The sequence below is a fragment of the Streptomyces sp. NPDC001770 genome (assembly GCF_053596135.1).
Window position 1 is genome coordinate 116,949 of record NZ_JBSFFN010000020.1, and the last position, 22,577, is coordinate 139,525.

The 22,577-nt window shown below is 67.9% G+C and carries 21 protein-coding genes and 1 tRNA gene; 10 read left to right on the forward strand and 12 right to left on the reverse strand.

Going from position 1 to position 22,577, the window contains the following annotated elements:
• Nucleotides 1-17 precede the first annotated feature (17 nt).
• The 5 genes from ACWCSV_RS19570 to ACWCSV_RS19590 all read left to right on the forward strand — a co-directional run bounded on the left by ACWCSV_RS19570 (nt 18) and on the right by ACWCSV_RS19590 (nt 2,394).
• Nucleotides 18-395 (forward strand): hypothetical protein, encoded by a 378-nt coding sequence (locus ACWCSV_RS19570; protein WP_451143796.1) that lies wholly within the window; start codon nt 18-20, stop codon nt 393-395.
• A 140-nt stretch (nt 396-535) separates the two neighbouring features.
• On the forward strand, nt 536-1,780 hold the full coding sequence (locus tag ACWCSV_RS19575) for a helix-turn-helix domain-containing protein (protein WP_451143798.1): 1,245 nt from the start codon (nt 536-538) through the stop codon (nt 1,778-1,780).
• Nucleotides 1,781-1,868: 88 nt separating this feature from the next.
• Nucleotides 1,869-2,048: a hypothetical protein gene (locus ACWCSV_RS19580; protein ID WP_451143800.1), complete on the forward strand. Its 180-nt coding sequence runs from the start codon at nt 1,869-1,871 to the stop codon at nt 2,046-2,048.
• Entirely contained in the window at nt 2,045-2,194 is a 150-nt protein-coding gene (locus ACWCSV_RS19585) for a hypothetical protein (protein ID WP_451143802.1), read from the forward strand. The genes ACWCSV_RS19580 and ACWCSV_RS19585 overlap by 4 nt, the downstream gene beginning before the upstream one ends.
• Nucleotides 2,191-2,394: a hypothetical protein gene (locus tag ACWCSV_RS19590; protein WP_451012264.1), complete on the forward strand. Its 204-nt coding sequence runs from the start codon at nt 2,191-2,193 to the stop codon at nt 2,392-2,394. The genes ACWCSV_RS19585 and ACWCSV_RS19590 overlap by 4 nt, the downstream gene beginning before the upstream one ends.
• Before the next feature lie 197 nt (nt 2,395-2,591).
• On the opposite strand, the gene ACWCSV_RS19595 is transcribed toward ACWCSV_RS19590, so the two are convergent.
• Nucleotides 2,592-2,984, reverse strand: a complete 393-nt coding sequence (locus tag ACWCSV_RS19595) for an N-acetyltransferase family protein (RefSeq protein WP_451143804.1) — start codon at nt 2,982-2,984, stop codon at nt 2,592-2,594.
• A 1,115-nt stretch (nt 2,985-4,099) separates the two neighbouring features.
• Nucleotides 4,100-5,347: an MFS transporter gene (locus ACWCSV_RS19600; RefSeq protein WP_451143806.1), complete on the reverse strand. Its 1,248-nt coding sequence runs from the start codon at nt 5,345-5,347 to the stop codon at nt 4,100-4,102.
• A 127-nt stretch (nt 5,348-5,474) separates the two neighbouring features.
• Between ACWCSV_RS19600 and ACWCSV_RS19605 the strand changes: the two genes are divergently transcribed.
• Both ACWCSV_RS19605 and ACWCSV_RS19610 read left to right on the forward strand, forming a co-directional pair.
• Nucleotides 5,475-6,410 carry a LysR family transcriptional regulator gene (locus ACWCSV_RS19605; protein ID WP_451143808.1) on the forward strand — a complete coding sequence of 312 codons (936 nt, stop codon included), beginning with the start codon at nt 5,475-5,477 and terminating at the stop codon, nt 6,408-6,410.
• Between the two features lie 333 nt (nt 6,411-6,743).
• Complete coding sequence (locus tag ACWCSV_RS19610; protein WP_451143810.1) at nt 6,744-7,916, forward strand: hypothetical protein; 1,173 nt, start codon at nt 6,744-6,746, stop codon at nt 7,914-7,916.
• Nucleotides 7,917-8,144: 228 nt separating this feature from the next.
• On the opposite strand, the gene ACWCSV_RS19615 is transcribed toward ACWCSV_RS19610, so the two are convergent.
• From ACWCSV_RS19615 to ACWCSV_RS19650, 8 genes are all read right to left on the reverse strand, one after another.
• A tRNA-Arg gene (locus ACWCSV_RS19615) sits at nt 8,145-8,217 on the reverse strand.
• Nucleotides 8,218-8,664: 447 nt separating this feature from the next.
• Nucleotides 8,665-9,519, reverse strand: coding sequence for a hypothetical protein (locus ACWCSV_RS19620; protein ID WP_451143812.1), 855 nt, complete (start codon nt 9,517-9,519; stop codon nt 8,665-8,667).
• Nucleotides 9,519-11,057: an AAA family ATPase gene (locus tag ACWCSV_RS19625; protein WP_451143814.1), complete on the reverse strand. Its 1,539-nt coding sequence runs from the start codon at nt 11,055-11,057 to the stop codon at nt 9,519-9,521. The genes ACWCSV_RS19620 and ACWCSV_RS19625 overlap by 1 nt, the downstream gene beginning before the upstream one ends.
• A 197-nt stretch (nt 11,058-11,254) precedes the next feature.
• A complete protein-coding gene (locus ACWCSV_RS19630; RefSeq protein WP_451143816.1) occupies nt 11,255-11,689 on the reverse strand; it encodes a hypothetical protein in 435 nt (144 codons plus the stop codon).
• Nucleotides 11,690-13,238: 1,549 nt separating this feature from the next.
• Entirely contained in the window at nt 13,239-14,714 is a 1,476-nt protein-coding gene (locus ACWCSV_RS19635; protein ID WP_451143818.1) for a hypothetical protein, read from the reverse strand.
• Complete coding sequence (locus ACWCSV_RS19640; protein ID WP_451143820.1) at nt 14,707-15,591, reverse strand: hypothetical protein; 885 nt, start codon at nt 15,589-15,591, stop codon at nt 14,707-14,709. The genes ACWCSV_RS19635 and ACWCSV_RS19640 overlap by 8 nt, the downstream gene beginning before the upstream one ends.
• A 344-nt stretch (nt 15,592-15,935) precedes the next feature.
• Nucleotides 15,936-16,613 carry a hypothetical protein gene (locus ACWCSV_RS19645; RefSeq protein WP_451143822.1) on the reverse strand — a complete coding sequence of 226 codons (678 nt, stop codon included), beginning with the start codon at nt 16,611-16,613 and terminating at the stop codon, nt 15,936-15,938.
• A gap of 257 nt (nt 16,614-16,870) precedes the next feature.
• The gene (locus ACWCSV_RS19650) at nt 16,871-17,395 is read right to left on the reverse strand and encodes a hypothetical protein (RefSeq protein WP_451143824.1); all 525 of its coding nucleotides are present in this window, start codon (nt 17,393-17,395) and stop codon (nt 16,871-16,873) included.
• Nucleotides 17,396-17,833: 438 nt separating this feature from the next.
• On the opposite strand from ACWCSV_RS19650, the gene ACWCSV_RS19655 reads away from it, so the two are divergent.
• A complete protein-coding gene (locus ACWCSV_RS19655; RefSeq protein WP_451143826.1) occupies nt 17,834-18,163 on the forward strand; it encodes a helix-turn-helix domain-containing protein in 330 nt (109 codons plus the stop codon).
• Nucleotides 18,164-18,190: 27 nt separating this feature from the next.
• On the opposite strand, the gene ACWCSV_RS19660 is transcribed toward ACWCSV_RS19655, so the two are convergent.
• Nucleotides 18,191-18,424, reverse strand: a complete 234-nt coding sequence (locus tag ACWCSV_RS19660) for a hypothetical protein (RefSeq protein WP_451143828.1) — start codon at nt 18,422-18,424, stop codon at nt 18,191-18,193.
• A 389-nt stretch (nt 18,425-18,813) separates the two neighbouring features.
• Here ACWCSV_RS19660 and ACWCSV_RS19665 point away from each other — a divergent pair, with 389 nt between their 5' ends.
• Nucleotides 18,814-19,911 (forward strand): ImmA/IrrE family metallo-endopeptidase, encoded by a 1,098-nt coding sequence (locus ACWCSV_RS19665; protein WP_451143830.1) that lies wholly within the window; start codon nt 18,814-18,816, stop codon nt 19,909-19,911.
• A gap of 11 nt (nt 19,912-19,922) precedes the next feature.
• Nucleotides 19,923-21,116, forward strand: a complete 1,194-nt coding sequence (locus ACWCSV_RS19670; protein WP_451143832.1) for a hypothetical protein — start codon at nt 19,923-19,925, stop codon at nt 21,114-21,116.
• Here ACWCSV_RS19670 and ACWCSV_RS19675 read toward each other — a convergent pair.
• The gene (locus ACWCSV_RS19675) at nt 21,101-21,715 is read right to left on the reverse strand and encodes a hypothetical protein (RefSeq protein WP_451143834.1); all 615 of its coding nucleotides are present in this window, start codon (nt 21,713-21,715) and stop codon (nt 21,101-21,103) included. The genes ACWCSV_RS19670 and ACWCSV_RS19675 overlap by 16 nt on opposite strands.
• Nucleotides 21,716-22,577 lie beyond the last annotated feature (862 nt).

Below are 22,577 nucleotides of genomic sequence, written 5' to 3' on the forward strand. Positions count from 1 at the left end.
GGAGGGCACTCAAGGAGGTGAGCCCTCTCATCCGCGCTTATGCCGCCGAAGTCGATTGGCCGCGTGGGGCCGTGGATCGCGCTCCCGGGGAACCGCCCATCGAGACCGAGACCGAGGAAGCGGCGCCGAACACGCCGGAGCAGACCGATCCGATCACGTCTGTGGCCTACGGCAGGCTTCCGGTGCGAGTGGTCGACGACCTCAACAGCGAAGGCGTCCTGCTCGACACCGATGTGATCGACCTACCTGGCGGCGCGCAGGCGATTGTTGTGGTCAAGGGAAAGGTGGGCGCTACGCCCCTGGAGATCCAGGACGGGCTGGAGGCGTGGCGGCGCATCCGCCCGCAGCTCCAAGAGATCGGCGAGCGGTCCGAAGGCCCCGCGTCGGCGGGGTAGGCCACGGACGCTCGGAGGGGCTCGGGTACGCCGGGGCGATGACAGGACCCGGCCCACCGATGACTCGGCAAGTCCCCAACATGGAAGTGACCTTGCCCCCTACGCTGGCAGCGACGAGTTGTTCAGAGAGGGGCGAGGCCATGCCGTTCGACACCAGCCCGGACCCGCACGCGGACCCGATCGCTTTCGGCCAGCGGCTTCAGATCCTCCGTACGCGGCGGGGCGTCACCCGCGAACAACTCGGCGGCCTGATGGGGCGATCCGCGTCCTGGGTGAAGGGGATCGAGACCGGGCGCAGAGGCGTACCCCGCCTGGAAGTCATGCTCCGTCTCGCCGAGGTGCTTCGGGTGCAGAATCTGTCCGACCTGACCGGGGACCAGGCCGCATCCGTGACCCTCTTCACCGGTCCTGGTCACGCCAGGCTGGCTGCCGTACGCGCCGCAGTGGACGCGTTTCCGGTTGGCAGGGCCGAGGTCGCACCGACCGCCGCGCACCTTTCCGCCCGCCTCGCCCGGGCGTGGGCCGCCCGGCACACCTCGCCGAACCACCGGGACGTGATCGGCGCCCTGCTGCCCGACCTGATCCGGGACGCGCAGGTCGCCGTACGGCAGGCCGGGACGGCCAGCAACTGGCGTGCGGCGCAGGCGGCTTTGGCGGAGGTGTACGCCCTCTGCCAGTTCTTCGTGTCGTACCAGCCGGATGCCGCCCTGGTGTGGCGGGTGTCCGAGCGAGGGATGATCGCGGCCCAGCAGTCCGAGGACGGGCACGCGATCGGTGTCGCGGCGTGGCTGGCCGCGCAGGCGCACCGGGACCGCGCGCACTACGACGCCGCCGAGCACGTGGTGGGCGAGGCGCTCCGATACCTGGAGCCCCTTCTCCCGGACAGTACCGAACCGGTCCTGGCGATCGCCGGTGCGCTGCGGTTCGAGGCCGGGTACACGGCTGCGCGCCGGGGCGAGACCGGTACGGCCTGGCGGTACTGGGACGAGGCCCGCCGGGTCGCCAACCGGCTTCCGGACACGTACTTCCACCCGGTGACCAGCTTCGGCCGGGCGATCATGGGCGCCCACGCGGTGACCGTGGCGGTCGAGCTGCACGCCGGCGGCGAGTCCGTACGCCAAGCAGCGGCAGCTGACGCGACCACCATCCCGTCACGGCCGCGCCGGGCCCGCCACCGCATCGAACAGGCGCGCGGCTATCAGCTCGACGGGCAGTCCGATGTCGCGCTGGCCACCTTGGCGCAGGCGCACGAGGCGGCCCCGGAGACGATCCGCTACAACGGGTACGCGAAGAGGATCGTGCTGGAGGAAACGCAGGCGAAGTCGCCGGACCGCCGCCGCCGAGCCTCCGCGCTCGCCGTCCAACTCGGCCTCCTCGCCGCCTGACCGAAGGGGCGCACTCCGCGCCCCTGGTTCCTCATGTCCGCCTCCACCCTTGTGTGACCTGCCCGCACGATCACACCGAGGTGAGCGGATGAACCATCGAGAGTGCACGTACTGCCCGGAGCCCGGACCGGACATCTGCGTGCGCATACACGGCACGGGCGTCGGGCCGGGCACGGCGGTGTACGCGCACGCCGCCTGCGCCGATCAGCGCGGAGTACCGGCTCTCTACCGACTCCTGCCCGAGGCCGAAATGGTGGTGTCCCGGTGACGAGCTCCACCGAGCAGCCCTCCGCCGGGGAGCAGGCGTACCGCGTGTGGCTGGCGCACACCGCGACATGCGCGACCTGCCGGGTCAGCGCGGCCTGCCCCACCTCGGTACGTCTCGGCCGTGCCTGGCGGAAGGCCCGCCGGTGACCTTCCCCCGCTACTGCGTCGACTGCGACCGGACGATCACCGGCGACGCGATCGTCGTCACCGAAGGGCACTCCGCGTCCGGTGCCCGCCCTGACGCGTACGCGCACCCGCCGGGCGACCCGGAGTGCACGGTTCGACGGGCGTCACCGTCGATGCTGCACCAGGTGCTGGACGCGCTTCCGCCGACTGCCCGCCGCTGACGCCTACGCCCGCCGTCGAGGCCGGCTCACCGATTCGGCGGGGCGGACTCGAGGGCGGGCCGGGAACGGAGACGGGCATGACCGCGAGGCGAATCGCACCCGCGCTTGGGCCCATGACCCTGCGCCCGCCACGTGGCAGCCGGTCAGACGCCGACCCGATAGAAGAACTTTCCCCCGTGCTGGGCCACGCGGAGTGCCTAGTACAGGGCAAGCGCGGGCGGGTTGTCGGTGTCGGCCGTCCACTCGACGCGCGAGCACCCGGTGTCGACGGCGATCCCCCTCAGGGCGTCCATGAACGCGCGGGCCACGCCGCGGCGGCGGGCGCCCGTGCGGACATAGAGCTCCTTCAGATACAGCGACGAGTCCGCCCCGGCCGCAGGCCACAGGTAGGTGTAGCTCCCCATTCCGAGGATGTCGTCGCCGTCCCGGGCGAGTAGCACCGTCGCGTGCGGGCGCGGGCCGAAGAGGGCGGAGCGAATCTGCGTCTGGTCGGCCGGGGCCGGGTCGCCTCCGTAGTGCTCCTCGATCTCGCCGAGGAGCACGGAGATCGCCTCGGTATCCGCGTCCGTCGCCGAACTGATCTCCACCATGCTGCTGTCCCTACTCCCCGAGGGCAGCGCCATAAGCTTGCGCAACACCCTTATCTCTGAAACCGCTCGCGCCTCCGGCACCCTAGGTCCTCTCGTTCGGATCATGCTGGGACAGCGGGGACACACACGGGAGGCCACCGTCCGGCTGTGGCGCGCCGTGGCCGAAGTGGCTTGGGTCGCCCACGGTGAGACCCCGGAGTACGTGCCGTACCGACTCTTCGAACCGGTGCAGGATTACCGGGACACCTACTACGACCGGCCGGACCGCAGGTCTATTTGTCTACGATCTTAGTTTCCACAAGCTGTAGATGTAGCATGAGGCGGGTTTTGGGATATCCCTGGGGGCGTTTAGGGGCTTTTCGTGTGGCGCTTATCGCGTTGGGCTGATTCTGGCCGTGCCTCTCCTTGTCTGCATTGCTCGAACGGGAAAGCGCTTTAGGCGTTTCATAACTAAATATTGGCCTATTTGTGGGCTTGGTGAAGGGCTCTCAGGGTGGGGTTTGGATGATCTCCCCCACCCCTACGGTTTCCCTGGCTCCCGCTGGACGCTGCTCAGCCTGCACAACTGTGTCCTGTGACGGATGCCGCAATCCCGAGGACACCACCGCCACCACCCGCTGCAGCAGGAAGTGCTGCCGCGGTGCGAGCGGCGGTTTCCGAGGTGTCCGCGCATGGTGGCGAGGGGGTGACAGCGCCTTCCGCCACTGGCTCAACCTTCACTGACGGAAAGGCGTGACGAGTGTTCTCGGACCCGCGTGTCCACACGCGCAAATGGGCCGCAAGGCATCCAATCCGTACAGGATTGATCATGGGGGCGCTCTTCTGTCTCGCGGAGATTCTGGCCACCACCGACGTTCTCGGGTCCCTGCCATTCGCCATCGCGATTGCAACGATCTTCACACTGACCGCCTTTGGCGAGAGGCGACGATGGAAGAAGCACAGGCTGCCACTCTGACGGACGACTGGGCGCTGCGGTGCTGCTGACGGCCCCGCAGCACCCATCGCTCTTTGAGCTCGGCCCGAGTTCTTCGTCCGAGTCGTCGAGGTGGTTCCGTACGGGCCCGGCGAGATCCTGGCGCCCGGGGCGGCGCGCGGCCCAGCGAGCGCCGTATGTGTCATGAGGGGCTGCGGGGCAGCTCCAACTCGTCTTGCGACGTCGTCCGGTCGCGCCGGGGCAGCAGGAGCGGGGTGGCCAGGATGAGCAGCCCCGTGACCGTGAGGGCCGTGCGCGGGCTGGTGACGTCGGCGAGCAGCCCGGCGAGGGCGGTGAGGGCGGCGATGGACGCCTGCTGGCCGATCGACCAGGCCGACAGGGTGCGGGCGACGAGATGCTGGGGGGTCTGGTCGAGCCGGTAGGTGGCGAGCACCGGGGTGTACAGGCTCATGTTGACGATGATCGCCAGTTCGACGGCCATCACGGTGACGAGGCCCACGACGCCGGGACGCACGAAGACCAGCCCGATCAGCCAGACGGCACGCAGGGTGCCGACGGTCCGGAAGACCCTGTGCCGGCCGTACCGCGCCACGACCCGGCGGGCCAGCCGCGAGCCGATGAGTCCGCCGAAGCAGGGAGCGGCGAAGGCGAGGGCGTACTGCCAGGGCGGGAAACCGAGCTGGCGGAGGAGGAGCACGGCCAGCAGCGGCTCGGTGGCCATGATCAGTCCGCCGACGAGGACCTGGTTGAGGTAGAGCGCCCGCAAGCCGGAATGGCCCATGATGTGGCGCCAGCCGTCGAGCAGCGCGCCCGCCCGGGCCGGGCTCCTGCCGGGTGTCGTCGGTACCTCTTCCCGGTGGCGGATCGCGGTGATGCAGAGCGCGGAGAGCAGGTAGCTGAACGCGTCGGCGACCACGGTGACGACCGGCCCGAACAGGCCGATCGCCGCCCCGCCCAGCGGGGGCCCGACCGCGATGGAGCTCCAGTTCGTCGACTCGAACCGCGCGTTGGCCACGAGCAGGTCGTCCGGCAGGACGAGGGTCTTGAGATAGGCGCCGCTCGCCGCGTTGAAGGCGATCTTGGCCGCGGCGACCACGGCCGAGATCACGAGCAGCTGGACGAAACCGAGCCCCCCGAAGGCGTAGGCGACCGGAATCGTCGCCATGGCCGCGAACCGGGTCAGGTCCATCGTGATCATGACGGGCCGCTTGCGCCGGAACTCCACCCACGGCGCGAGGGGCAGCGCGATCAGGGCGCCCACCGCGGGCCCCACCGCGGACAGCGCGGACACCTCGGCGGGACTGGCGTCCAAGGCCAGCACTGCGATCAGCGGCAGCGCGCCGAACCCGAGCCCGGAGCCGTAGGCGCTCACCGCGTACGCCGTCCACAACCAGCCGAACGGACGGCCCATCGGCCTCCTGCTCACCATGCGCGGCGCTCCCAACCGAACAAACCGACGTTGACCAGTGAGAGCTAAGCGAGTGGCACAACAGCAGGTCAAACAACCGCCCGGCCAGATCTCCACAACCATCCGTTGTTCACTACAGTGGGTCGGCGTGGATCTCGAAGCAGTACGTACCTTCACCGTCGTGGCGGAAACGGGCCAGTTCCAGAGAGCCGCCGCCGACCTGTCGATCACCCAGCAGGCGGTCTCCAAGCGCATCGCCGCACTGGAGCGCGGCATCGGCGTGCGCTTGTTCACCCGCGCTCCCCGCGGCGCCGAGCTCACCATCGACGGGCAGGCGTTCCTGCCCCACGCGCGTGAGCTGCTGCGTGCCGCCGAACGTGCGGTGGCGTCGGTGCGCCCCGGCCGCCGTGCGCTCCGCGTCGATGTGCTCAACTCGCGCGGCGCACAGTCGGGGCTGATGCGCGGCTTCCACCACGCGTACCCCGAGACCGCCCTCGACGTGATGATGCTGTTCGAGATCGAGACGGCCATGACCGCCCTCCGGTCCGGTGCGATCGACGCGTCCTTCCGCGCCGTCGCCGCGCCCGGCCGGCCCCTTCCCGAGGACATCGAGTCGGTCCGGGTGCTCGACGAGCCGCTGCAGCTCCTCACCGGCCCCGCCCACGCGCTGGCGGGCGCCAGGTCGGTGACCCTCGCCGAGCTCGCCGGGCACCGGATCTGGATGCCCGGCATCGTCCCCGGTACCGAATGGGCCGCCTACTACGACGACCTCGTCGCCGAGTTCGGCCTCACCATCGAGGCGACCGGCCCCAACTTCGGCTCCGACGCACTCCTCGACACCATCGCCGACACTCCGGCCCTGGCCACCTTCATGGGCGAGCACACCCGCCTCATCTGGCCCACCGGCCACGACCTGCGGCGCATCCCGGTGACCGACCCGACGCCCGTCTACCCGCACTCGCTCCTCTGGCACCGCGACAACCCCCACCCGGCCCTGGCCACCCTCCGCGCCCACCTCGCCGCCACGACGGCCGACCACGACACCGCCGGGACCTGGACACCGGGCTGGGTGACTCCGCGCTGATCGACGCCCTGACCGTACGGCGGGCGTCCCGCACGGCGAGGACCCGTCGACGTGCGCCGGAGAGGTCGCCGTGGGCGCCATGGGATACCGGGAGAGCGGGCGCCGCCGACCTGCCTCGTGCAACCGGGGCGAGCCGGGGCGAGCAGGGGTGCTGTGCGCGGCGCCGGAGGTGACCGGTGCGGGCCCTCCACTCCCGGATTCAGGTCGAAAGCATGTCCATCATGACAGGCCGGCGCCGTTTTTCGTAGGACGGAACGCACAGTTCGCGAGGCTTGTCCGGTCCGTTCCCCGCCTCCCAGAATCTCCTTCGTGCGTCATCCGGAGACAGGGGGAATGGTGACGATCGATCACGACGCGGTGCTTCGGGCCCGCGTGCTGTTGCTGGGGTCCGGCAGGCCGAGTACGGCCGAACTGGTCGGCGCGTACCGGGTTCTGGCCGAGGTGAGTCCGAAGGCGTACGTGCCGAAGCTGGTCGACGCCCTGCTCGCCCGGCGCCACGAGAGCCGGGATCCGGAGGTGGACGTCGCGCTGGCCGCCGAGGCTTCCCGGGCCGCTCGCAGGATGGACGCAGGGGCGCCGGGCCGGGAGGAGCGGTTGCGCAGGGCCTTGGACGCCTGCCAGGCGTCCCTGTTCGCGCTCGGGCGCAGGGCGGAAGGGCACGCGATCTGCGAGGAGTTGGCCGAGGCCGGCCAGAGCGGGCCGTTGGCACGTGTTCTGGCCGAGGAGGGGCGCTTCGAAGAGGCTGCGGGAATCGGCGAGGAGGCCGCCAGGAACAGGATTCCGGGGCACTCCTTCTGGGACATGGTGCCGTGGGCGGCGAACCTGGAGGGCGCCGGGCAGCACGTCGCCGCATCGGCCGTCTTCAGCGAGCTCATCGAGGAGACCCGGCGTGAGACGGCGGAACAGCGCACCGCTCTGGCCATACTCACCTGGGAGCTGGTCCACTTCTCCCGGATGCGGGAGGCCGCCGGGGACGGTGCGAGCGCCGCGGCCGCCCGGCGCGAGGCCCTGGGCGTCCTGGAGGAGCTCGCGACCACGGGCGAGCCGGAGAACTGGAGTTGCATCCTCGGGTGGTGGAGGACCCTCTTCGTCCTGTCGGGGCGGGCAGCCGAACCCGCCGCCGGCCCCGAGTCCCCGATGCCGCCGTTCGGTACGGAGCACGGATGGTCGCGCGATGTGCGGGACGGCTTTCTCGGCATGCTGCCGGGCCTCGAAGCACAGGCGGCGAGCGCGCGCGAGGCCGGCCGGCTGACCGAGCTGGTCGACCTCCGGCGCAGGATCTGCGTACGCGCGGCCGTCAGCGAAGGCGACCGGCCCTACCTCTTCGAGGAACGGTTCAGGCCCTGCTTCGACGAGGGGGTGACGCTCGCCCGCCGCCTGCCCGACAGCCCCGCACTCCTCGCCCGTGCCCTCACCGACCGGTCGATGTTCTCTGTCGCGGCACGGTCCTTCGGACCCGCGCACGCCGACTTCGCCGAAGCGGTCGCCCTTCTCCACGATTACTGACCGCACCGCCCGGCAGCCAGGCCCCCGGCCCGTGCGCTGGGCACGACGGGCGGCGGCGCGACGGGCGGCGGCACGACGGGCGGCGGCGCGACGGACGGGCCGAGCCGTCACGGTGCCACCGGCAGCCGCGTCCGGGCCTCCCGGCCCGGCGGGGGAGTACGACGAAGGGCCAGGCCGGGGCGTATGCCCTGACCTGGCCCTTCGCCAGAAACCGCGTGCTTGGAGCTGTGCCCCCGGCAGGATTCGAACCTGCGACACCCACTTTAGGAGAGTGGTGCTCTATCCCCTGAGCTACGAAGGCGGGGGGTTGGACAGAACCTTGGACGAAACCCACTGAGTGGATCTTTCCCCGGTCGGGTCGAACCTCCTGGTCACCGGTGCTGCGACACGTTCGCGACCCCGATCCGGAGCCAGCACTTTGCCGTGGCAGTTGGTGACCTCTGACAGGGTAGCGGATGTGGTCCGAGCAGGGGACCAGGCATGTGAGCGGAAGGTGAAGAGGAGCTCCGATGTGACTCTCATCTGTGGATTTACCGGGATGATGGCAGCGCTTGTCTGGTCAACGGGGGGAGAGCGCGGCGCGGAAAGTCCGTTCTGGATCTTCTGCGGTCTCTGCAGGTTTCTAGAGGCCCCCAGGCCGCGTTCGGCTCGCAGGCCAGTACAGCCCGGCATCTTTGCTACTGCCCAGACCTGGTAGTGGACGCTGTGGGGTCACCGTTGGCGGGCTGTAGGCCTCGGCTCGGTGCGCTTACCAGAAGCGCCCCTGGCAGAAGTCGCCGTTTGCGGCCCACGTTCGGTAGGCCACACCGGTCCAACCGTTCGGATCGGCGGCCAGGTGGCTGGTGGCCATGTCCGTCAGGTGGGTCCACACGGCGGCGGCGCCCCCGGACTCGAGCTGTCTGACGAGGTGGTGGTGTATGCCTCTGAGGGTCTGGTTGGCCTTGACGCTGTAGCGCCGGCCCAGTTCGAGGAAGGTGAACTGGTGGCGGACACGGGCGGTGAGGGTGCTGTTCCAGTCGGGCGGAGGGTTGACGAAGTACGTCAGGCGGCCTGCGTCAAGGGCGGAGGTAGCGAGTTCCGCGTCCAGCCAGGTCGCGGTGCCGGTGTGCTCGAAATACGGGTGAAGCAACACCTCCTCGGCGTTCTCGGGTGCCTGGTCGTTCTTGGTGTGGTTGCAGAACCCACAGACCGGCACCAGGTTCTCCGGGGCGACGCACAGTGCCGGGTAGGTGGCCTTCGGCATGACGTGGTCGAGCTGGGTCACGTCGCTGTGCCGACACATCGGGCACAGCTCGTCCTCGGGGGCATCCATGAGCGCGTCATAGAGAGTGCGGCCGGGACCCTTGATCATGCCGCTGCTGTAGACGATGTCCGTTACCCGCTTGGCGGGTATACCGTCGATAGTGTTTTTGTCGCCCTTTAGGCTGTGCAGGGTGCGGGACTGGGCTGCGACCCGGAACGCATTTGCAGCCTTCTCGGCGGTGTCGGCGGCGGCGCGAAGCTTCGTCCCGAGGCTTTCGTTGCCTGCGGTGTCGCGGGACAGCTGGGTGCACGCTTCCCAGCTGCTGCGGGCGCTGAACGTGGGCGGCTCCAGCGGCCACATCAGAGATTGCCTCCCTCTCGGTCGGCCAGCAGGATGCGGACTAGGCCCCGGGCTTCATCGCCGAGCTGCCCGTTGAAGTGGTTGATCACTGCTTCGTAGTCGCCGAACTCGTTGACGACCCTTTCGATCTCGGCGTAGAAGCCGGATCTCACGACTTCGAGACCGAAGATCTCGTGGGTGAGGACCCCGACGTTCTCGCCGTACGTCTCATACCGGGGTCGCCGGACGCGGCTGCGCTGGCCGTTGCGAGTGATCTTGTAGACGCAAGACTTGGGCACTTCCTGGAGCACGACAGGTGAGTGCGTCGCCATCACGGCGACGCCGTTGCGGTCGGTTAGCAGGTCTGAGACCGCACGGATGAAGGCGGATAGCAGCGGGGGGTGCAGGTGCAACTCCGGCTCGTCCAGCAAAATCAGGGTGCGCTCGGCGACTAGGTCCACCAAGCGAGTGAGGGTGATGAGCACGATGGCGTGCCCTGAGCTGAGGCCTATGAAGACCTCGCTCCACAGGCGACCCGATTCGGTGCTGGGATCGGCGGAGGTTGAGCCAGGAACGACGCCGCAGTCGTCGAGGACGGCGGCCTTGAACTGGCGGTCGCTTCCCAACGTTTCCAGGGCTTCCCGCCAGCGCTCGTAGCGTCCGGAGGCCATGATCGAGCGGAGGGCGTCAACAAATTCTGCTGCCAGGTCGACCTGCCTGAGACCGAAGTGCGGGACGAGTCCGATGTGCGTGTAGCGGGCGGCGGGGGAGGGTGGGGTGATATCGGTGAAGGGGTCGAAGGCGCTGAAGGCGACCAGTAGGACGTTGGCGAAGGGCTGTGGCTCCCCGGCTACGGTGGGAAAGTGTTCGATTCTTCCTGCCGTGCCCCGGAGGTAGCCCGCGGGACGTACAGCAGCGTTGGCCAGTGAGCGCAGGAGCGTGGTCTTACCTTCGCCGTTGCGCCCGATGAGCACGTGAATGTTGGTGGGCGGTGACGATTCAGGGGTGACCTCGAACTTCAGAGGGCCGCGGGAGGGGAACGAGGGGTCTGTCTGCGATGGGTGGTAGTCGAACCGGTAGCCGGTCAGTCGGTCTCCGCCGGCCAGGATGCGGTGGAACTGCGTGACGACGGTGGTGTCCGAGAGGCTGCGCAGGAGAGAGATTTGGACGACATCGGCCGGCCGGGACTGCTCGAATGCACCTAGGTCGAGAGCGAGGTCGTGCAGGCCGGTCAGGACCTCGCGGGCCAGCACCGGGCCTAGGTCCCTGATTCTCTCGTAGTACTGGTCGTCCTGGCCGAGGGAGATCCAGGAGCCGAGTGCGTTGGGTAGTCCGCCCCAGTGGGCGCCCGGGTGGAGTGGGCTGGGGCCGGGGACCTGATCAACCAGGGCGACTTTTACGCGCCCGATCTCGATTGGACGGTCGTCTTCGTTTAGCCGGATCCACAGGTCATAGCTGGTTCTGAAGCTGTAGTCGTCCCAGCTGTCCGGGACGAGAATGGCGGCTGGGGGGCCGCTGGCGGAGGGGAAGGTTCTGTCGGGTAGGACGATAAACCGCACGGGTTTCTCCAGCTGTGGCAGCGCTCGAACCCTGAAGCTTATCCCCGCCTCCAGCTACCTATCTCTGGCAACCCCGTACCCACTCACCCGCAGGTGTCAGCCTCGCCCCGCGTCCTGGACACTGCATGTGAGGTCCCGCGCGCGGTGTTCCCCAAGGCGTACCGGGCAGCGCCGCCTCCACCGACCGCTGACCGCCTTTACGACTGGCCGCTCCGGCCCTCCCTGCACCCCAGGTTTGCGGCGCCTTCGGCTTGGGCCTCGGTCAGGCGGTCGGCGAAGTCGGCATAGGCCACCCGCTCCTGCGTGGTCCCGTATGCCGCGAGCCACCCTCGCGCCCAGTCCGACTTCGGCCCGATCTCTTGGCCGTAGGGGTGGGCGTGAGACCAGAGCTCCAAGTTTCCCGACCGCCACCGCCCTTGCTTGTCCTCGACGAGAGGGCCTTCCGCGCGGTTGTCCGTCTTGACACCGTTGACGTGGTGGACGGTCTCCGTTGCCAGCAACGGCCTGCCCAGCAACTCCTGCACGAAATGCCGGTGTTCCATCACGCTCTTACCGTCGACCCGAATCACCCGGTAGCCGCCGCCGTTCACGTAGCCAGCGCCGGCGGGCGCGTATTTCTTCTTCTCGCCCAATGGTTGCCCCAGGGTGAGCCGTCTGTAGTGTGCGGCACACAGATTCTTCGCCCGGCTGGGATCTGTGCACCCGGGAGCATGGCACCAGCCGGTCTGCTTCGTCTTGGCCTGGAGTTCCGAATCGCCAGGGTCGCCCTTGGCCCGGAAACGTAGGTAGTGCCCTCCGCAGAAGCCTTGGGCCTGATGCGGACGCGTGCAACTCTCGACGTCGCATCCCCGTACAGCGGGCGGTACCGCGACCGTGATCGGAGTGATCAGGGCCGCCTCGCCGTGCTTCTTGAAGCGCTGGTAGTGAGCTTGGCACAGCCCCTTGGTGCGACGGGGACGGTCACAGACCGTCGACCGGCAGACATTCGAGTCATAGCGCTCGCTAGGGTGCTCGCCGCCGACATCACCCTCGCGGCGACATCGGGCATAGTGCGTACCGCACCACTCTTTCGTCCGCCGTGGCCGCTCACACCCCGAAACGGTGCACCTTCGTGACCCGACCGCCGGCGCTGCAGTGAAATACGCCCGCACCGGCGCATCCGGGTCGCCGTACTTCTTCCACCTCCAGTAGTGCTTCGGGCACCACCCCCGCGACTCCGCAGCGTTCTGGCACGCCTCCACACTGCACAACTTCCACAGGGCATCCGCCGTCATGCCCGCATGGTGGTCTGCCTCCAGACCCCGACAGGTGCCACGCGCCCGCGTGCATGCTCGAATCACCCTCTTGGCCTGGCAGTGACTTCGAGCATGCGGCGGGACTCTCACTCTGGAACCGGAAGTACTCGCGGCTTTGATCGGAGCGAGGCTCCAAGGCGTCGGCTGGCTTGGGCAGGCTGAGATGGGCTACGCGTTCGTAGCAACGGCCCATGCGGAGGGCCTCGCCTCGGCTTGGAGCGCAGCATGCCGATAGATGACTTGTGGGCGACGGGTGCGGCCTGCGACCACCTGCTGATCTGCCTGCTCTTGCTCCACCGGTCCGAAATTGAGTGCGGTCCGGTGCCCGCAGGATACGCCGGCATTCTGGGGGGCCTCGCAGGGGGCATCAGCCGAAAACGAGTGCCGCGGGCGTTGTTACCTCAGTCCATAGCCCTCGCGAGCCACGTACCGACAGGTCTCGACAAAGTCACGCGCCGCCGCCGGAGTCACTGCCTCCCCATGCGCCGCCTGATTCCCCAGCCGTCGCAGATCATTCAAGATCGAAACCCCACGCGGGGACAGGCCGATCCCTTTCGGCGCCGAGTTCAGCTCAGCCAGGAGGGGATGAGCCTCGCCCCTGTATCTGGTCTGGGGCATTGTGTCCTTCCGCTGAAGAGCCTGGTGGTCGGCGAGCCAGCCCAGACAGTCTTGAGCGGTGGGCTGAGTGCCGGTCGGTGATGAGGTGGACCTTCCGGTCGAAGTGGCCCGCCAATGCGGGTGAGGAACGCCCCAGGCGCGACCGGTGACCTGGTCCGAGCGGATCCCGACCTGGTCGGAGAAAAGGATCTCGGCGTCGTCGATTTTCGCCAGTGGGCCAGGTTGACCCACCGACGCCTCTTCGACTGCACTGCACTATCGGGTCAGATCAGGTTGATTCCGTGAAGAGCGCGTCACGTGCTCGGCATTCGGAGTGGACGCGGTGGCTGGTGGCGTTCTGGGAGAGGGCGAAGCCGAGGAGGTAGATGTTCTGGCGGGCGAGGCCGTAGGAGATCATGCGGCCGTTCCACAGGCTTTGATCGAGTTGGTTGTGGAGGGACTCGGCATCGCTGCGGTAGGGGTAGACGTCTTGGTGCACGCGGGTGGGTTCTGGGATCTGCTGGAGGTGTTCGGCGCGGTGGAAGTCGCGTTCGGCGTCGCTGGGGTGGCGTCGGCCGGTGGCGGGGTTGAGGCCGCCGCGGTCCTCGGGGGTGGTGGTGATGCCGACGGGAACGCGGTAGTCGTGAGCGCCGTGCCGGCAGGGGATGCGCAACAGGTGGTACCAGCGGCTCTTGCGCGTTCCTGCGCGGTGCTCGAGGCGGAGGATGGGGACGGGGATGAGTTCGCTGGTCCCGTCGTCGAGGGGGACGCGCTCGGCGATGCGTCCCTGGTCGCACCACAGATCATGGCGGCAGCGTCCGGGGCGCAGGAGTTCGTAGGCGCGAGGTTTGACCGAGCCGTGCTGTTTGTTGATGACGAGGAGTCCCTGGCGGGCGAGGGCGTCGCGGTGGACGCCGCGGAAGGCCCCGTCGTAAACGACGCCCATGCAGCCGGGAAGGTGGAGTTTGAGGCGCTGGAAGGCGCGGACAGCGACGGCGGCCTCGTCCTCGTAGCCCTTTCCAGCGACGTGATGGACGCGCAGGATGACGCGGCGGAAGTAGCCGTCGTCGCGGGCGGAGGCGAAGAACCACTTGGTGCCGCGGGCGACGGTCTTGGCCTTCTCGCCGTTCTCGTAGTAGATGCGGGCGGCAGGGTCGACCCGGTGCGTGAGGATCTCGCCGGTAGCGGGGTCTTCGATGCAGGCGTGCTCGTATTTGGAGGGGGCCTTGGGAACGGTGGCGTCTCCGACCATGAGCTGGCAGCGCTGAGGGTGTGACCAGTTGCGGGATGTGGTGTCGGGGAACAAGCCCTGAGCCAGAGCTTGTTGCAAGGCGTGCCGCTCGAAGGCTTCGTGGAGGGCGTCCGCGCTGGGGCCGAGGAGATTGGCTTCGGCGTACTGGTACTGCTTGCGTGTGGGTGGGTTGAGGGGAAGCTGGGCCGCGGCGCGGCGTCCAACATTCTGGCGGATCGCTGCTCGGACACGGCGCCAGTCCGAGGGGGAGGCCATGGCGGCGACGGCGGAGCGCTTGGAGCCAGTGACCGGCATCAGCGACGCAAGCAACAAATAGACCAGGGGCGGATACCCGGGCGGGCAGCCAGTCGAGGCCGCAGGCGGGAGGAACTCGGCCAGTTCGTAGGTGGTGGGAAATGCGAGGCAGTCCGCGATGCGGGCGTTCTCCTTGCGCAACTCATGATCAAGTAGCTGGCGCTTACGGCTCTTACGGTCTTTCTCCGGAAGCGGGATGCCGAAGATGTCGTCAGGCATCGGCTTCTCCCGTGGCGTCTGCGGTGGAGGGCTCGTGCCAGGTGTGTCCGATGACCGTGGCGGCGCGGTCAAGGGAGCGCAGGCCGAGGCGAAGGGCTACGTCCTCGATTCTGCCGGTCTTCTGGTAGACCTCCACGCCTGCCCAGGCGGTGATGGAGGCGGGTTTGATGTCCCGCTGGTGGTCCAAGCCGATGCGGCGCAGAAGGTCCTTCAGCGCGACGCAGACTCGGGCTTGCAGTGTGGCGTCGGGGGCCGGGGCGTCCCCGACGGCCAGGCGGGCCTGCAGAGCCGAGACCGAGCGGAGTTGGCGTGCGCTGACGAATTCGGCGCGCCGGGCGAGGACGTTAAGGCCCCAGTCACCCAGCGGGCACCAGCGTGGATCGGTCTTGGTGGAGCCGGGCGCCCACACACGATGGCCTTCGAGGTCGAGGTCCTGCACGGCGATGTGTCCGATCTCGCCGCTGTTCAGCCCGGCCAGCGCCAGGGCCGCAGCCGCGCCGTGGCGGCTGGGGCGGGTGATGAACGATGCCTGGTGGCGCAAGTCGATCACCTCGTCCTCGGCCAGGGGACGCACCTCGCCCGGGGTGCGGGCGGGCAAAACGATGTCGCGGGTGGGGTCGGTGTCGGTGAGGCCGAGCGAGCGCATGGTGCGAAAGACGGTGCGCAGCACCGATCGGCGCAGGTACATGGTGGCGTCGGCCGAGTCCGCCACACGGCCGTGGCGGCTCCGGCCCAATGCGTGGATGAAGTCCTCGGCAAGTTCAGGCGTGACGTCCGAGACGATCAGGGCGCCGCGCACTGTGGCGAAGCGCTCGAAGCGCCCGGCCAGCAGGCCGAACTTGTCCCGGGTCTGCTCGGTGAACAGGCCCTGCGTCACGTAACTCAGCCACTCGTCGTGTACGAGGGCGAGGGCATGGGTGAGTGAACGATCTGTTCCCACAGTGAGGCTCCGTCGCATCGGTTGAGCCGACGGGTCTGGAGCAGGAGCGGAGGGCCTGCGCCCACCGTCCGACTCAAACAGGGGTGAACCGCTTTGAAGTAATGCGTTCCGTACATGCAAGACGTTGGGCACGGCGAAGCCTCACAGCAACAGGAAGGGGAGCTAACGGGTGAAGAGGGCAGCAAAGAGGCCATAGGCTGAGGCAACGTCAATTGGGCCCGCGACAAATTAAACTGACGCGCAACCGGGCCTGGCTGAGGGTGGGCCGGGAGCAGCGGGGATCAGTTGCCGGATGGCGCCGAGGGGCGGTGGGAGAGCGCGAGCAGGATCGTCCGGTAGCCGTTCATGACGGAGATGAACTCTGCGTCCGGCAGCGCTGTCAGCTGCTCAACCGACGCGAGTGCCAGCGGGTCCGCGACTCCCGGAGCCGAGGGGCAGGTAGTGGTGGAGTGTGACGGGGCGGGCAGCGAGAGGTGGCCGTCGCCATCGTGCTCGACCAGCAGCGCGTAGACCATCCACTCCACCAGGAAGAGTCCCCGCTCAGGGCGGCCGGGGAGACCCGCCTGGAGCCGCCCGGCGAGATCACGCTCGGTACGCGTTCCATTGGCAAGGAGCCGGCAGGCGCGACGGTTGAACCAGAGCGGCTGCCAGGCGTCGCGAAGCAGCAGCCGTGCCCGGGTCGGGTCTTCGGCGCGAAGTCGTGTCAGGTTCAGACCCAGAGGGGTCAGGGACCACGCTTTGCGGTCCGGCTCGAGCAACCCGATGTGGATCAGGAATGTGGCCGCCTCCATCGCCGACTTCGGGGCGAGCTTGAGTGCGGAGCTGATGTCCGCAGTGCTCACGGGGCTGCGCTCCTCGCCGCCTAGTCGGCGGATGACGTCGAGGATTTCCTGCGTGCGGCGCGGCGTGATGCGCGAGGTGGGCAAGGCGCGGGAGCCCTGGGCGGCGGAAGCGGTCATCGCGCACCCGCCGAAATGGGCGGGGCGAGAGCGGACGAGCGCTCGCGGAGAAAGAGAGGAGAACGCATGTGAAAGGGCCCTCAGTTGGTTGGCGAAACAGGTGTATTCCGCCATGGACCCGCGCGGGTGCGTGGACATGCACTAGGCTGGCCACGACGCGTGGGCCCTCAGCTGGCGTGTCACGGCGTCGCTGGAGGACCGGGAAGTTGTCCGGCGGCGCCCACACCCGCTGTGGCGGAGAGTGGAACCGTGCTCGATCACGAATCGGGTCGATGATCCTCCTGGACATCGAGGACGACGAAGACGCCGCGACGTGGGCTACGGACTCGCCCCCGCTTCTTCAGCACAGTGAATTTTGCTCGCACCGCGCTCGAGGTGACGCCGGGCCGTACAGCGTCGAGCAGGACGTAGACCTCAGCGAGTGAATACTCGCGCCCGGTCTCCAGGACCTTCAGCATGACATCCGTGAGGGACTCGCCGGAGTCTTCCGGGGGCTCCGTAGGTGGCGCACCGGCACTGGATGCCGTTTGCTCCGAGTGCGTCTGGTAGTCGTTGTCGGTGGCGTCCGGGGTCTCCGTGAAGGTCTCCGCGGCTTCCACCGTGGCTGCAACCGCCGCATGCCGTTCGCGGGCGACACGCTGAGCAAGTCGGGCATCACCCACCACCTGCTCGGCCCGCGCCAAGGCTGCATCCGCAGCCTCCAGACCGAGGCGCTCCGACTCTTCTATCTCCTTCAGGCGTGCGACCAGCGGGTGGACTGTAGGTCCGGACGTCGTCGTCATCGCACCTTCCACGCCAGTTGTCGGATCATCACGCGCCACACCCTACCCATGAGATGCAGACCCCCGCACGAAGATGCAGAACCTTTCTGCACCAAACGTACTTGACGGTGCGTCACCTATGTCTCATCGATGCGCGATCCGTTGCGGCGGCAGGCCGTTGTGTGCGGTGTTGGCGAACAGGGTTACTGCTGAATTGATTTTGCGTGTGGGCAGGTCAACCTGTGCGCCATTCAGTCAAGTTATATGAGACAGCGCCGTCGCGCGGGCTTCCTGGCGCCGGTGCGGGCAAGGTGCTGCACACGGGGCGCCGCGAAGAGGGGAGTGCTGCGCCCGGTGCGTGTTCGCCCTCGCGGCTGCGTAGCGGAGCGGCATGGGTTGCAGAGCCCTGCGGCTTTGAGGGTCCGGCTCCCGTGCGTGAAGGCGTGGCACGATCAGGGAATGCCGCGCAGCAACAACGACCGCAACCCCCTGCGCTACGTACGGGAGGGCACCTGGCCCGAGGTGCTGCTCACGCCCGAGGCGCCGATCAGCGCACACTGCGGCCTCCTCCTCGCCCGCAACATGGAGCAGGTGATGGCCGAGGAGCACATCTCCCGGCGTCACCTCGCCGAGGTGGCCGCCGTGGCTCACTCCACTGTCTTCCGCGTACTGAGCGGAGATGTCCTGCCCGACATCGGCACGCTCGCCAGGATCGAACACGCGCTCCACAGGCAGGTGTGGCCGGCCCTCGAAGCCGTTCGAGCCTCTATTGAGAACGCCTGCCCGTAGACCGCGTCGCGCTGTGGCGCTGAGCCTTCAACGATCCAGCGTGATCCACCCGTCGGGGATCCAGCCCTCCACGTAACCCGTGAGGAAGGTTCCGAGCTCGCGCGGGAACACCCTGTGTTCGAGTAATGCCACCTCGGTCAATGGCCACCAGGCCGAATGCCTACCGAATGCCGCTGCCTGCACGGGGCCTGCGGCCGTGAAGACGAACAGGCGCACCACGTTGTGCGTGATCACCCCCCGCTCAACGGAGTAGGTGGACATACGGCCGACCACCTCGCCTTCGCGAAGACCGCACCGCACCGACGCGGCACGCTGCCACCGGTGAGCAGCAGCTCTGTGCGTCGCCCGCCCGGCAGGAGCCTGAAGCGGATGCAACGTTGCGCCGTCCGGACCGCAATGAAGGAGAACGTGCGTTCCGTCGGTGGAGAGAAGGCAGATCAGCGCGGAGCGACGTTGTCGCTGACGAATAGTGCTCATGAAGAACAGGAGGGCGCACCGCTCCCGGCAGCGCACCCGGACGTGCACCAAGCGGTGGAAGCCGTCAGTTTGCGGACAAAACTGAGTCTATATCAAGTGACGCTAAGTCAGGCGCGGAATATTTGGTGGTGCTATTCTGAGGTTTAAATCGAGGCGTTGAGGAGGTGTGGAGGATGGACGGCACTCAGGCGCACCCGGGGATGCTCGTGCTGTTGCGCGAGTCCCGCGGGTTGACGCAGGTGGAAGTCTCCGACGCCATGACGAAGGCCTCGGCACCGGGCACAACGGTGGTCTCGCAGGGATACGTGAGCCGCGCAGAGTCGGGCCGCCTTACAGTCACGGACGACCGACTGGAGTGGTACGCCGCCGCTCTCGGCTACCCGGTCGCCCTACTGTGCCTCGACCCCCAGGTGGGCGGGGTAGGTGTAGGCGTGATCCACCATCGGAAGAAGGCGGCCCTCCCGGTTGCCGCACTCCGCTGCATACATGCGCAACTGGCTCTGACCCGCGTGCAGCTCCAAGGACTCGCAGCGGCTGCTGAAATACCCTCCGGACAGAACCAGTTCTTCCGAGTCGAGCTCTCCGCCCTCACTACCGCGAAGGACGCAGCCCGGCAGGTACGCAAAGCCTGGGAACTTCCCGCAGGACCGATCGTCGACATGATCGAGGCTGCGGAGACCGCCGGTGCGCTGGTGGCCGTACGCAACCTCGGAAGCAACCTGCTGGACGCCGTCAGTCAGTGGGACGGAATCGATGCCCCGCTGCTCCTGGTCAACAGCTACGCGCCGGGGGACCGCTGCCGGTTCAGCGTCGCCCACGAGCTGGGGCACCTTGTCATGCATGCGGAACCCGGAGCCGGGGCGCAGCAGGAAAAGCAGGCCGACGCCTTCGCGTCGGAACTGTTGATGCCGGCCGCCGACATCCGGGGCGCCTTCTCGGGCGGGGTGGACCTACTGAAACTGATGGAGCTGAAGCGAACCTGGCGAGTCTCCATGAGCGCACTGTTGCGCCGCGCACTGGACCTAGGCGCCCTGAGCGAATGGCAGCACCGCACCGTCATCATCGAGATGTCCGCGCTCGGCTACCGCACCACCGAACCTGTAGAGATCCCCCGCGAAAAGCCCCGGACCGTGCCCGCGCTCGTGCACACCCTGCTCGAGAAGCGCGGTCTCACCCTCGAAGCGGCAGCAGCCTGCGCACGGCTACTGCCCGAGGACTTCCAGCACCTGTACGTCGAAGGACACCGCACCACGCCCCTGCCGCCGCACTGAAGGACTTGTCCATGACCGACCCTTCCGCCATCCCGCACCAGCGCCCCGCCTCCGCGAGCCACCCCGCGCTCACTGGCTTGAGTGCTCTGCGCGGCCGCATTTTGATCCAGACCCGGTTCGACCGCGTTGGCCAGGTCCAAGACCACCTCGCCTCTGCATACAGCGGACTGATCATCAGCGGACGCAACGCCACGACGAAGGCTCTGCAGATGCGGGGCGAAGGGCACAGCGGAGTACTCCTCGCCGACCCGGCCCTCTACGAGGGGGCTGTCGCGACCGAGGACGACCCCTTCCCGCAAACCGAGGAGAACGGCTTCTTCCTCAACGATCCGCTTGAGCTGTCGCTGGAACGACAGAGGGCCGCGAGGGTCTCGGCACCCATCACACCGACCGGCTACATCCGGGCCGAAGACTCTGACGCACTCCGGGCAGCGATCACACGCATGGAGAAACTCGATGACCCCGATGTGATCTTCGCCGTGCCGATCGACGTGGCCTGGCTGCGGAGCGAGGAGTCCGTGGAGCAGCTGATCGCCTACCTGAAGATGGTCAGGGGACCGAAAGCCGTCATTTTGGGCGGACAGATGGACCCGCTCGCACGGTACGCCAAGGCGGTCCACCACCTCCGGCAGTTGATCGCGCAGGTGCCGGAAACCGCGCTGCTCCGCACCGACCTTGCGGCCTTCGGAGCACTGGCCGCCGGCGCCACCTTCACCGCCTTCGGCGCGACCGGCTCACTGCGGCACACCATCGCCCCGGGCGAGAAGGTCCAGACTGGCAAGAAGAAGGGCGGCCCCACCTCGCCGCACGTCCTTCACCCCGACCTGATGGACTTCTTCCTCGGCGAGACCCTGGCGAAAAGGTACGCCGCCGCGACCGTGCCGATTTGTGAGTGCTACGCCTGCAAGCACAAAAAGCTCGACAGCTTCACCAGTAATACGTCGCCGATCCCGGCGGAGGCGGCAGCCCACAACATCGCCGTACTCATGGGATGGCTCCGCGACCTGCGCGCGATCGCCCCGGGAATCGCACGCGAACGCTGGTGGTACGAGCGCTGTCGCACCGCAGTGGACCAGTACCCGCTGCTCAACGCCTCCCTCGAACTGCCCAAGGGGTTCCAGGTGCCCGAGCAGCTCAAACGCTGGGCCCTCGCTGACCCGGGAACAGTCCCGGTCAAGGCTGCACAGACTCAGCGCACCCGCTGATACAACTCCTCGACGAACGCCCAGGCTGCCGCGGTGTACCGCTGCGGCCTGTAGGCGCGAGGTTCCAGGATCATTTCCACCCTGTCGCCCGCAGGGGCGAACACGCCGATGCCGTAGAAATCCGCTTCCGCCAGCGACTCTTGCGGGCGCGTGGGACGACGATCCAGCAGCATGGCCCGGCGGCAGAAGGGGGCGAACCGGCCTGCTCCCTCCAGTCCTTGCCGCCAGCCGGAGGCCCGCACCACAGCCAGATCGACCTGCATCGGGCGGACCGCCCGTCGCATGACTGTGCTGCGATTCCGATCCGCAGACCCCTTCGGCAGCGCGCGCACTGCTCGGTGCTCCCGCTGGTCGAGCGAGGCCAACGGAACGGGGAGGCCTACCGGAAGCGTTAGGAGGGTCTCCAGCGGGGGCAGCTTGTCCAGGCGTGCAGCCGAAGCCTCGCGGCGCCGTGAGTCCTCAGCCGCGTCAAGGCGGTAGAAGAAGAGCGCCTCGGTGCCCAGTGCCGGAAGCAGAGCCGAGCGCCCGCCTCGCCCCAGCAACGAAGCAGAAGCAGTCTGCACCGAGTTGCCGATCGCTGAACTCGTCAAGGTCACCATGGCCCCACCCTGCCTCACTGGGGGGCTGTCCGAAAACAGCACCCACCGTTATTCATGTAACCCGGTTCGGTCCAGGTATCTCCGCCACGCAGAGCAAGAGGCCCTCCAGGTGCTGCCAGAGCTCGACATCGTCGCTCCGCCGGTACCACTGACGCCGTTCCCCGGGCTCCCTCGGCACGCGCACCGCTAGGCCTGTTTCCACCAGGGACCGGGCAGGGCCCTGGTAGAGACTTGGGGACACGTTGTGCGAGGCGGCGAGATCTCCCAGGCAGACCCCTCGGGGATCCGCGAGCGCCAGCGCCAGAAGGACCTCGGCCCGATACCGATTGCCGAAGAGCTTCACTGAGACCGCACGCAACCGGTCGGCTTCTCTGTGAGGCATGATTCATGATTCGTTTATCGTGGCCCATATGTCAACTCTGCAGGTAGGCGCCGGGAGGGCCGCGAGGAGGTGGTAGGGATTGGAGGCGCCGCCACCCTGGAATGGCGGATGGATGGCGGATCGGTGCAGCGCGACGGCGGCGTGCAAGGCGCACGTTCATGGAGGCCAGAAATAAGTGGCGTTCAAGGACTTGCCACTGGGCGCACACCAGACGGTGGAAGCCATGCGTTAAGGGTCTGGCATTGAAGTCCGCGCCTCGGGGGGACGGCCAGCCGGCCAGCCGTGTTCACCCGCGGAAACGCTGAGTGCGTTCCGGAAACGGACCCCGTGCGTTCTGCGAACCGCACTAGACACAGTGCTGACCTGCGGCTTTGGAATTTTTCTAACTGATCGTTTCAGAATGAGTTGAGCCGTGGGTCTTGCGCTCGACGATCTTGGTCGGCAGGGTGTCCGGCGTGCGTGCTGATCTTGTTCCTGACG

Excerpts from the sequence above, each read along its gene's own strand:
- ACWCSV_RS19620 (WP_451143812.1), bottom strand. The coding sequence starts at position 9,519 with ATGTGGCCGCTGGAGCCGCCCACGTTCAGCGCCCGCAGCAGCTGGGAA.
- ACWCSV_RS19655 (WP_451143826.1), top strand. The coding sequence starts at position 17,834 with ATGCCGCGCAGCAACAACGACCGCAACCCCCTGCGCTACGTACGGGAG.
- ACWCSV_RS19675 (WP_451143834.1), bottom strand. The coding sequence starts at position 21,715 with ATGGTGACCTTGACGAGTTCAGCGATCGGCAACTCGGTGCAGACTGCT.
- ACWCSV_RS19580 (WP_451143800.1), top strand. The coding sequence starts at position 1,869 with ATGAACCATCGAGAGTGCACGTACTGCCCGGAGCCCGGACCGGACATC.
- ACWCSV_RS19635 (WP_451143818.1), bottom strand. The coding sequence starts at position 14,714 with ATGCCTGACGACATCTTCGGCATCCCGCTTCCGGAGAAAGACCGTAAG.
- ACWCSV_RS19670 (WP_451143832.1), top strand. The coding sequence starts at position 19,923 with ATGACCGACCCTTCCGCCATCCCGCACCAGCGCCCCGCCTCCGCGAGC.
- ACWCSV_RS19665 (WP_451143830.1), top strand. The coding sequence starts at position 18,814 with ATGGACGGCACTCAGGCGCACCCGGGGATGCTCGTGCTGTTGCGCGAG.
- ACWCSV_RS19595 (WP_451143804.1), bottom strand. The coding sequence starts at position 2,984 with ATGGTGGAGATCAGTTCGGCGACGGACGCGGATACCGAGGCGATCTCC.
- ACWCSV_RS19645 (WP_451143822.1), bottom strand. The coding sequence starts at position 16,613 with ATGACCGCTTCCGCCGCCCAGGGCTCCCGCGCCTTGCCCACCTCGCGC.
- ACWCSV_RS19575 (WP_451143798.1), top strand. The coding sequence starts at position 536 with ATGCCGTTCGACACCAGCCCGGACCCGCACGCGGACCCGATCGCTTTC.
- ACWCSV_RS19660 (WP_451143828.1), bottom strand. The coding sequence starts at position 18,424 with ATGTCCACCTACTCCGTTGAGCGGGGGGTGATCACGCACAACGTGGTG.
- ACWCSV_RS19600 (WP_451143806.1), bottom strand. The coding sequence starts at position 5,347 with ATGGTGAGCAGGAGGCCGATGGGCCGTCCGTTCGGCTGGTTGTGGACG.
- ACWCSV_RS19610 (WP_451143810.1), top strand. The coding sequence starts at position 6,744 with ATGGTGACGATCGATCACGACGCGGTGCTTCGGGCCCGCGTGCTGTTG.
- ACWCSV_RS19650 (WP_451143824.1), bottom strand. The coding sequence starts at position 17,395 with ATGACGACGACGTCCGGACCTACAGTCCACCCGCTGGTCGCACGCCTG.